This window comes from Microbacterium sp., from assembly GCF_049661145.1.
Classification (GTDB): domain Bacteria; phylum Actinomycetota; class Actinomycetes; order Actinomycetales; family Microbacteriaceae; genus Microbacterium.
This window is the reverse complement of the sequence record NZ_JBASZT010000200.1, coordinates 1-9901: the sequence shown is the minus strand read 5'-3', so window position 1 is coordinate 9901 and position 9901 is coordinate 1. Positions and strand designations below refer to the sequence as shown.

The 9901-nt window shown below is 67.4% G+C and carries 10 protein-coding genes; 9 read left to right on the top strand and 1 reads right to left on the bottom strand.

Annotated elements, in window-relative coordinates:
* From malQ to WBP48_RS08585, 4 genes are all read left to right on the top strand, one after another.
* The coding region (gene malQ, locus WBP48_RS08600) for a 4-alpha-glucanotransferase (RefSeq protein WP_424439005.1) at nucleotides 1-1161 on the top strand (1161 nt) is incomplete at its 5' end.
* Between the two features lie 271 nt (nucleotides 1162-1432).
* A complete protein-coding gene (gene exaC / locus WBP48_RS08595; RefSeq protein ID WP_424439002.1) occupies nucleotides 1433-2980 on the top strand; it encodes an acetaldehyde dehydrogenase ExaC in 1548 nt (515 codons plus the stop codon).
* Nucleotides 2981-3116: 136 nt separating this feature from the next.
* The gene (locus tag WBP48_RS08590) at nucleotides 3117-3506 is read left to right on the top strand and encodes a DUF779 domain-containing protein (RefSeq protein ID WP_424438999.1); all 390 of its coding nucleotides are present in this window, start codon (nucleotides 3117-3119) and stop codon (nucleotides 3504-3506) included.
* A 115-nt stretch (nucleotides 3507-3621) separates the two neighbouring features.
* Nucleotides 3622-4272, top strand: coding sequence for a TMEM175 family protein (locus WBP48_RS08585; protein WP_424438996.1), 651 nt, complete (start codon nucleotides 3622-3624; stop codon nucleotides 4270-4272).
* Nucleotides 4273-4350: 78 nt separating this feature from the next.
* On the opposite strand, the gene WBP48_RS08580 is transcribed toward WBP48_RS08585, so the two are convergent.
* Nucleotides 4351-5832 carry a phosphatase PAP2 family protein gene (locus WBP48_RS08580; protein ID WP_424438993.1) on the bottom strand — a complete coding sequence of 494 codons (1482 nt, stop codon included), beginning with the start codon at nucleotides 5830-5832 and terminating at the stop codon, nucleotides 4351-4353.
* A gap of 429 nt (nucleotides 5833-6261) precedes the next feature.
* Between WBP48_RS08580 and rpsF the strand changes: the two genes are divergently transcribed.
* From rpsF to dnaB, 5 genes are all read left to right on the top strand, one after another.
* The gene (gene rpsF, locus WBP48_RS08575; RefSeq protein ID WP_424439008.1) at nucleotides 6262-6600 is read left to right on the top strand and encodes a 30S ribosomal protein S6; all 339 of its coding nucleotides are present in this window, start codon (nucleotides 6262-6264) and stop codon (nucleotides 6598-6600) included.
* A gap of 5 nt (nucleotides 6601-6605) precedes the next feature.
* Nucleotides 6606-7142: a single-stranded DNA-binding protein gene (locus WBP48_RS08570; protein ID WP_424438990.1), complete on the top strand. Its 537-nt coding sequence runs from the start codon at nucleotides 6606-6608 to the stop codon at nucleotides 7140-7142.
* A gap of 102 nt (nucleotides 7143-7244) precedes the next feature.
* A complete protein-coding gene (gene rpsR / locus WBP48_RS08565; protein ID WP_424438987.1) occupies nucleotides 7245-7499 on the top strand; it encodes a 30S ribosomal protein S18 in 255 nt (84 codons plus the stop codon).
* Between the two features lie 11 nt (nucleotides 7500-7510).
* Nucleotides 7511-7963 carry a 50S ribosomal protein L9 gene (gene rplI / locus WBP48_RS08560; RefSeq protein WP_424438984.1) on the top strand — a complete coding sequence of 151 codons (453 nt, stop codon included), beginning with the start codon at nucleotides 7511-7513 and terminating at the stop codon, nucleotides 7961-7963.
* Between the two features lie 427 nt (nucleotides 7964-8390).
* Entirely contained in the window at nucleotides 8391-9773 is a 1383-nt protein-coding gene (gene dnaB / locus WBP48_RS08555) for a replicative DNA helicase (RefSeq protein ID WP_424438981.1), read from the top strand.
* The last annotated feature ends 128 nt before the right edge of the window (nucleotides 9774-9901 follow it).

The following is a 9901-nucleotide window of genomic DNA, read 5'->3' as shown; positions in this document are numbered from 1 at the left end:
GGGCAGCCGCTGCAGGACTTCGCGCTGTGGTGCGCGCTCGAGGAGCACTACGACGGGACCGAGCGCCCGGCCGAGGCGCGAGACATCTCGTCGCCGCTCGTCGCGGAGTTGCGCGAGCAGCTGGCCGAGCGCGTGAGGTTCCACGTGTGGCTGCAGTGGATCGCCGACGGGCAGGTGTCAGGCGCGCAGGCGGCGGCGCGCTCGTCGGGCATGGCGATCGGGATCATGCACGACCTCGCCGTCGGGGTGCACCAGTTCGGCTCCGACGCGTGGTCGCTGCGCGAGATGTACGCGCAGGGGATGGCGGTCGGCGCCCCGCCGGACATGTACAACCAGCAGGGGCAGACCTGGAGTCAGCCGCCGTGGCTGCCGAACGCGCTCGCGCGGGCGGGCTACGCGCCGCTGCGCGACATGATCCGCACGCTGCTGCGGCACGCCGGGGCGCTGCGGATCGACCACGTGATCGGGCTCTTCCGGCTGTGGTGGATCCCGGCGGGGCTGTCGCCCGCCGCCGGGACCTACGTGCGCTACGACCACGAGGCGATGATCGGCGTGCTCATGCTCGAGGCGCAGCGCGCCCGAGCCGTGCTCATCGGCGAAGACCTCGGCAACGTCGAGCCGTGGGTCCGCGACTACCTGTCGGCGCGCGGCATCCTCGGCACGTCGGTGCTGTGGTTCGAGCGCGAGGGCGACGGATTCCGGCCGCCGGAGTGGTACCGCGAGTCGCTGCTCGCGACCGTCAACACACACGACCTGCCCCCCACCGCGGGGTATCTGGCGGACGAGCACGTCGCCCTGCGCGCGCGTCTCGGGCTGCTGACGCGTCCCGTCGAGGAAGAGTTGGCCGAGGCGGATGCCGAGCGCTCGGCCATGCTGGCGCTGTTGCGGCAGCGCGGGCTCGTCGCCGAGGGCGCGAGCGAGCGGGAGGTCATCGAGGCGCTGAACGTGCTGATCGCGGCATCCCCCGCCCAGCTGCTGGGGGTGGCACTGGTGGATGCCGTCGGCGAGCGCCGCACGCAGAACCAGCCCGGGACCGACAAGGAGTACCCCAACTGGCAGATCCCCCTCGCGGGGGCGGACGGCCGGGTCGTGCTGCTGGAAGAGCTGGCCGCCGATGAGCGGTTCCTGTCGCTGACCGCCGCGGTGGATCGCGCGCTCTGACCGGCCCCACCACCGATGGGGGTGGGCCAACCCGTGCTCTCCCCGCCCCGCCCCGCCCCGCGCCCTGCCCGCGAGAGAACAACTCAGCGCCGAGAGAACGGTTGGCACCCGTTCTCTCGGCGGCCATTTGTTCTCTCGCGATCGGAGTGGTCGAGGCGGCGAGGCGACCGGTGAGCCTGCCGCAACGGGATGCAACGTTGCGGCGCGTAGCGTCCTCGGCATCCAATCTGCGGCATCGGTGTCGCAGACTCATGCAGTCGAAGGAGACATCATGACCATTGTCGAAGAGGGCGTCTCAAGCGTCTACGCCGCTCCCGGCCAGCGCGGCTCGGTTGCGGAGTATCGCAGCAGGTACGGCCACTACATCGGTGGCGAGTTCGTCGAACCGATCAAGGGGCAGTACTTCGAGAACATCACCCCCGTCACCGGCAAGCCGTTCACCGAGGTCGGTCGTGGCACCGCGGAAGACATCGACCGTGCCGTCGAGGTCGCCTGGCAGGCGTTCGAGTCGTGGAAGAAGACGACGCCCGCCGACCGCGCGAACATCCTCAACAAGATCGCCGATCGTATCGAGCAGAATCTCGAGCGCATCGCGGTCGCCGAGACCTGGGAGAACGGCAAGCCGATCCGCGAGACCCTGGCCGCCGATATCCCGCTGGCGATCGACCACTTCCGCTACTTCGCGGGCGTGCTGCGGGCCCAGGAGGGCTCGCTCAGCCAGATCGACGAGGACACCGTCGCGTACCACTTCCACGAGCCGCTGGGCGTGGTCGGCCAGATCATCCCGTGGAACTTCCCCATCCTGATGGCGACGTGGAAGCTCGCCCCCGCCCTCGCCGCCGGCAACTGCGTCGTGCTGAAGCCGGCCGAGCAGACCCCGGCATCCATCCTCTTCCTCTTCGAGATCATCGGTGACCTGCTGCCGGCGGGCGTCGTCAACATCGTCAACGGGTTCGGAATCGAGGCCGGTGCGCCGCTCGCGCAGCACAAGCGCATCCGCAAGGTCGCGTTCACGGGCGAGACCACGACGGGCCGCCTCATCATGCAGTACGCGTCGCAGAACCTCATCCCGGTCACCCTCGAGCTCGGCGGCAAGAGCGCGAACGTGTTCTTCGAAGACGTCGCCCGCGAACGGGACGACTACTACGACAAGGCTCTGGAGGGCTTCGCCTTCTTCGCCCTCAACCAGGGCGAAGTGTGCACCTGCCCGTCGCGGGCGCTCATCCAGCGCTCGATCTACGACGGCTTCCTCGCGGACGGCCTCGACCGGGTGTCGAAGATCGTGCAGGGGAATCCGCTCGATCCTGCCACGATGATCGGCGCGCAGGCGTCGAACGATCAGCTGGAGAAGATCCTCAGCTACATCGACATCGGCAAGAAGGAGGGTGCGAAGCTGCTCGCCGGTGGCGAGCGGGTCGACCTCGGCGGCGAACTCAGCGGCGGATACTACGTCGCTCCCACGGTGTTCGAGGGCCAGAACAACATGCGCATCTTCCAGGAGGAGATCTTCGGGCCGGTCGTCTCGGTGACGTCGTTCGACGACTTCGGCGACGCGATCCACACCGCCAACGACACGCTCTACGGTCTGGGTGCCGGCGTGTGGAGCCGGTCGGCCGACACGCTGTACCGGGCCGGCCGCGGCATCGAGGCGGGGCGCGTGTGGACGAACACGTACCACCAGTACCCCGCGCACGCGGCGTTCGGCGGGTACAAGCAGTCCGGCATCGGCCGCGAGAACCACCTCAAGATGCTCGACCACTACCAGCAGACCAAGAACCTGCTGGTGTCCTACGCCGAAGGCGCGATGGGCTTCTTCTGAGCCCAGCTCTCTCGCCCTTCGCCCTTCGCCCTCTCGCCCTCTCACCCTCTCACCGCGAGAGAACAACTCACCGCCGAGAGAACGGGTGCTACCCGTTCTCTCGGCGCGCAGTTGTTCCCTCGGGGAAGGAGCAGTCATGACCACCACCGACACCCACAGCCGCGTCGCGGTGACGGATGCCGCGGCCGCCCTGCTGCGGCAGCTCACGGCGCAGCACGGCAAGCTCATGTTCCACCAGTCGGGCGGATGCTGCGACGGCAGCGCCCCGATGTGCTTTCCCGTCGGGATGTTCCTCACCGGGCCCTCCGACGTGAAGCTCGGCGCGCTCGATGTCGGCCTCGACGACCCCGTCGAGGTGTTCATCTCGGAGTCGCAGTTCGAGTACTGGAAGTACACGCATCTCACGATCGACGTCGTCCCCGGCCGCGGGTCGGGCTTCAGCGTCGAGGGGCCCACCGGCAACCGCTTCATCATCCGCTCCCGGATGCTGGACGACGCCGAGTTGGAGGCGTTCGGATTGCGGTGAGTGCGGGGAGACCCTTGGGTCGCCCCCTCGGCACGGCATCCCCGCGGCAGTCTCGCGTCCGATGGCGGTGGCACGGGCCCCTCATCCCCCTGATTGCGGCCATATCATCATCAGCATGAGCAGCAACGCAGACGCCGCCGAGTCCAAAGTGTGGGGAGCCGAGCGCGCGAAGGCGTTCATCGACGCCGTCGTCGCCATCGCGATGACGTTGCTGATCCTGCCGCTCATGGAGAGTGTCGCCGACGTCGAGGATGCCGAGCACACCGCCGGTGAGTGGTTCGTCGAGCACCAGTGGCAACTGCTGGCCTTCGTGCTGAGCTTCTTCATCATCGCGATGTTCTGGCTGAACCATCACCGGATGTTCGCCGGGGTCGAAGAGGTCAGCTCGGCGCTGCTGTGGATCTCGGTCGCCTGGCTGTTGAGCATCGTGTGGTTGCCGGTCGCTACCGCGATGACAGGGCAGTTCGAGGCTGACGACCCTCTCGTGAAAGTGACCTACATCGGCAGCATGATCGTCACCAGCCTGCTGATGATGGCGCAACGGCTGTATCTGCGTCGGCATCCGGCGCTCACTCGCGACTCGGACGAAGAACCGATGAAAGGCCTGGCGGCCGATCTCTCGATCGTCACGCTGTTCTCGCTCGCGCTCGTGATCGCCCTCGTGATTCCATCGATCGGATACTGGGCGTTGATGATCATGTGGCTGACGGGTGTTGTGCAGCGACTGTTCCGGCGAATCCTGGGCGTCAGCAACCGCCGGCGATGATGCCGAGGAAGTCCAGCCGGAGCAGAGCAATGACGGGGTGCCGGGCGGTAGTCGCCCGACACCCCCGTCGGCTCTGCTTTACTCGGCTGCCTGCTTGCGGCGAGCGGCGATGAGACTGACGATGCCGCTGCCGATCAGCAGCAACGCGGCCGTCGGCGGGACCAGATCGAACTCGCCGCCGGTGCGCGCGAGCGTGCCTGTTCTCGCTGCCTGAGGCGCGCCGGTCTCCGTCGGCGTCGGCGCGTCGGTCGGTGTCGGCGCCACCGAGGCCGAGGTCACGACTGACGCGGCGGGCTGACCTGGCTCGACAGAGACGACCGCCCCGGACGCATCGAGCGTGACTTTAGCGCTGAGAGCGGCAGCGAGGTTGACGCGCTGCCAGCCTTCGGAGCTGGAATCGAGAGGGGACCCCGAGTCGATCTCGGTCGCGGCGAGGACCGCGCGGCGCTGTTCTCCCGTGAGGGTGGGGAACGCCGTGACCAACAGCTCTTCAGCGCCCGCAGGAACGACCGCCGCCGCGTCGGTGGCACCCACCGGCTCGAAGCCGTACGTCATGCGAGCTTCGTACGCGGTGAGGGCCGATGCCCGGTCGGTGACCGGCGCCGTCGAGACCACGTCGGTGAACGCGTTCTGGTAGCCGCCGCCGTCGTTCGCGCCCACCGCGGTGATGCACTCATCGAGGGTCGCGCCGTATCCGTCCGCCGCGCACTGCTCGACGAGGTAGCCCGGCAGCTCTGCGCGCACCGGAAGGATCGTGCTGGAGACGTAGGCGGCATCCGCGTAGAGGGTGGCGACGTTGACGTGACCCGCAATGCGTCCGCCGACGACGTCGAGCGGGTAGTGCACGCCGAGGACGTTGCGTGCAAGGCCGGCCTCGGAGGCGCGGGTGACGATCTCAGGTCCCAGCTCGGGCAGCAGCGTCGCGAGCACGACGCCCGTGCCGTAGGCATAGGCGGTGTGACCCGACGGGAATGCTTGATTGCGAGTCCCGAGGATCGCGTCGTAGGTGCCGTCGTGGGTGATCCCGGTGGCCGGGTCGGTCCACGGTTCGACCTCGGTGATGCCGAGGTTCGGTGCGAGTCCGTTGAGTCGCTCTGGCGCGCCGAAGCTGCGGTCTTCGAGGAACGGGCGCGGGTAGTTGAACGTGGTCTTGGCGGCGCCCGTGGAGGCGACCGTGTACTGGACGTCGGCGTACAGCGCGGCAGCCTTCGGAAGTGAGCCGTCTGCGATGCCCTCATTGAAATAGCTGCTGAGCACGGGCCCGAGGGCATCGGCGTAGGTCTGCTTCCAGTCGAGGTCGGCGTCGATGAGCGCGCGTTTGGACTGGACGGGATCGACCGCGCCTTTGGCGTTGATCCTCTGCAGCGTCTCATCGTTCTGCGCGAGAACGTCGCGGCCCGCGTCGGTGACCTGTCCGCGATAGGCGGTGGCTGCCTTCGTGGTGTCGTCGGTCGCGTCGAAGGGGTCGGCCTGCCAGTAGATGCCGAACTCGCCCAGCAGCGCGACATGTCGGGCGATGCGACGTCGGCGTAGGCCGGTGCGGCGGCGCCGAGACCGCACAGACCGATGGCGAGTCCCGAGGCCAGCAGTGCGCGACTCGCGCGTGACGCTGGCCGGTGTGTCGTTGTCGACATGGATGTCTTCCTTCTCGTGGTCCACCGGTCGGCGGAGGAACCGACCGGGTGCGCAGCTGCCGCCGTCGATGCGTGAGCGCGTGCGTGACCGTAGCGGGCCATGGAGTCCGATTTCTGATCTCAGAAGAACGGCGGATGAACGGATGCGGACGCGGAGGAGACGGTGGATGCCGAGGGGTCGGGAGTCGGCGGCGGGTCGCGCCATCGGCTAGACTGTTGTGGTTGTCCGTCAGCGCGCGCGTTCGTGCGTGCCGATACGACACGTGCATCAACCCTCCTGATGCCGGGAAACGCCCGGCATCCGTTCTAGTCCGAAGGAGGTGGGTTAGTGACGCACTCACACCAGTACGAGCTCATGGTCATCCTCGACCCCGAGATCGACGAGCGTCAGGTCGCCCCGAAGCTCGACGGATTCCTCAAAGTGATCACCGTTGACGGTGGCACGATCGAGAACGTCGACATCTGGGGCAAGCGTCGCCTGGCGTATGAGATCCAGAAGAAGAACGAGGGCATCTACGCCGTCGTGAACTTCACCGCCAGCAGCGCGGCCACGCAGGAGCTCGATCGTCAGCTCAAGCTGAATGAGCAGATCATGCGTACCAAGGTCCTGCGCGCCGAGGAGGCGATCGCCCTGGTCGCCGCCGAGAAGGAGCGTGCCGAGGCCAAGGCCGCCCGCAAGGCAGCGAAGGCGTAAGGACGATGGCCGGCGAGACCATCATCACCGTCGTGGGGAACCTCACGGCAGACCCCGAGCTGCGCTACACGCAGAACGGCCTGCCCGTCGCGAACTTCACGATCGCGTCGACGCCGCGCACTTTCGACCGTCAGGCGAATGAGTGGAAGGACGGCGAAGCGCTGTTCCTCCGCGCGAGCGTGTGGCGTGACTTCGCCGAGCACGTGGCCGGATCCCTCACCAAGGGGATGCGGGTCGTCGCGACAGGTCGGCTGAAGCAGCGCTCCTACCAGGACCGCGAGGGCAACAACCGCACCGCGATCGAGCTGGAGGTCGACGAGATCGGCCCGTCGCTGCGGTACGCGACGGCTCAGGTTACCCGCGCCGCCTCCGGTGGCTCTGGTGGCGGGGGCTTCGGCGGCTCGGTCGGTGGTGGCGGCTACGGCGGCGGTCAGCAGTCCCGGCCGCAGGTGCAGCAGGAAGAGCCGTGGGCGACCCCCGGCTCCGCTGCGCCGGACGCGTGGAGCGCTCCCGGTTCCTACGGCGACGACACGCCGTTTTGATCAACACACCGTGATCTCGATACACCACCGCTGACGCGGCGGCACTCGATCACCGAACGATTGAGGATGCCCCGGCATCCGTTCACAGACTAAGGAAAAACAATGGCTGGAAAGGCTACCGGCGATCGCCGCAAGCCGCGGAAGGGCGCGAAGAACGTCGCCCCCGCGAAGGCGATCCGCGTCGGCGTCATCGACTACAAGGACGTCGCGACGCTTCGCAAGTTCATCTCGGAGCGCGGCAAGATCCGCGCCCGTCGTATCACCGGTGTCTCGGTGCAGGAGCAGCGTCTGATCGCCAAGGCGATCAAGAACGCGCGCGAGATGGCGCTCCTGCCCTACGCCGGCGCTGGCCGCTAAGGAGACCCATCATGGCAAAGCTGATTCTCACGAACGAGGTTGCCGGGCTCGGAAGCGCCGGCGACGTCATCGAGGTCAAGAACGGGTACGCCCGCAACTACCTCATCCCCCAGGGCTTCGCCGTGGCGTGGACCCGCGGCGGCGAGAAGCAGGTGGCGTCGATCCGCGCCGCCCGCGCCGCGCGCGCGATCCACGATCACGAGGAGGCCGTCGCACTCAAGGGCGCTCTCGAGTCGAGCAAGGTCAAGCTGTCGGTCAAGGCCGGCAAGGAGGGACGCCTGTTCGGCTCCGTCCAGACCGCCGACGTGGCCGACGCCGTCAAGGCCGCAGGCTTGGGCGAGCTCGACAAGCGCAAGATCCACATCACCGCGCCGATCAAGGCTGTCGGCGAGCACGAGGCCACCGTTCGCCTGCGCGATGACCTCACCGCTGTGATCACCCTGCAGGTCGTCGCCGCGAAGTAGACGCGGGAGATCCCCACGACGGATGCCGTGACCTCTCCCCCCGGGAGGGTCGCGGCATCCGTCGTGCCGTCGTTTCGGGGGCTGCCGGGACGTTCGTCGGCCGAATGGGGGACTTGACAACAGCGCATTCATCCCCATGGTTGTCCCCAGTCCCGAGCGTCGCGATCAACCTTCAAGGGACGCTTCAATCCCATTCGTCGTCCACAGGCTGTGAAACATAGAATCCCAGGTCAAGCGGAGATATATTTCCAGGATTCCCTCATTCTCGGCGGAGTTTCCACAGCCCCTGTACACAGGCGTCGCGGCGTTTCGCGCAGACCTTCCACAGAGTTATCCACAGGTGGAGTTGCGGGTGTCGGAGGTGGTGCCTAGCGTGGCGTGTGGTCCGGAGCACGAGGCACGCGACCAGGGGGAAGAGGGGCGCTGCATGTCGATCGCGGACATCTCCGAGGAGCGTCTCGGCGGCTCGTCCAGCGATCGTGGGCGCGACCGCACACCGCCCCACGATCTGCTGGCGGAGCAGAGCACGCTGGGCGGAATGCTGTTGTCGCCGGATGCCGTCGCCGACGTCGTCGACGCCCTGCGCGGCACGGACTTCTACGTTCCCAAGCACGAGCTGATCTTCGAGGCGATCCTGTCGCTGTACTCGCACGGCGAGCCGACGGACGTCATCGCGGTCACGGACGAGCTGATCAAGACGGGCGATCTGCAGCGCGCCGGCGGCGCGGACTATCTGCACACGCTGACATCGATCGTGCCGACGGCGGCCAACGCCGCGTACTACGCGTCGATCGTGAACGAGCGGGCGCTGCTGCGCCGACTCGTCGAGGCCGGCACCCGCATCGTGCAGATGGGCTACAACGGCCAGGGCGAGGCGCTCGACCTCGTCAACAACGCTCAGGCCGAGATCTATTCGGTGACCGGCGCGGAACGCGCCGAGGACTACGTCCCGTTGGAGGTCGCGGTCGGTGCCGCGATGGAGGAGATCGAGTCCGCGCGGAGCCGCGACGGTCAGATGACCGGCATCCCGACCGGGTTCGCCGGGCTCGACCAACTGACGAACGGCTTGCATCCTGGGCAGATGGTCATCATCGCGGCGCGGCCGGCCATGGGGAAATCGACCTTGGCTCTCGATTTTGCCCGATCATCAGCCATAAAGCACGACATGCCGACGATCTTCTTCTCGCTGGAGATGGGCAAGAGCGAGATCGCGATGCGCTTGATGAGCGCCGAAGGCGCGGTGCCGCTGCAGAGCATGCGCAAGGGCACGCTCGACACACGCGACTGGACGACGATCGCCGCGACCCGCGGCCGTATCAACGACGCGCCGCTGTACATCGACGACAGCCCGAACATGACGCTGGTGGAGATCCGGGCCAAGTGTCGCCGGCTCAAGCAGCGGGTGGGGCTGAAGATGGTCGTGATCGACTACCTGCAGCTGATGACGAGTGGAAAGCGGGTGGAGAGCCGCCAGCAGGAGGTCTCGGAGTTCTCGCGGGCGCTGAAGCTGCTGGCCAAGGAGCTTCAGGTGCCGGTGGTGGCGCTGTCGCAGTTGAACCGCGGCCCGGAGCAGCGCGCCGACAAGAAGCCGGCGCTCTCGGACCTCCGCGAGTCCGGATCGATCGAGCAGGATGCCGACATGGTCGTGCTCCTGCACCGCGAAGCCGCCTACGAGAAGGACTCCCCCCGCGCCGGCGAGGCCGACCTGATCGTCGCCAAGCACCGCAACGGCCCCACCGACACGATCACCGTCGCCTTCCAGGGCCACTTCTCCCGGTTCACGGACATGGCGGTGGGGGACTTTGGGTAGTTGTAGGTTCCACGCCGAAATGACATATTCCACGGGTAGTTGGCAGGCACTTGGCATCTCTGCCAAGTGCCGTGGACACGCGCTTGTGGCTGAGGCGTGTGGTTCTGGGGAGGGAGTCGGTTCCAGTC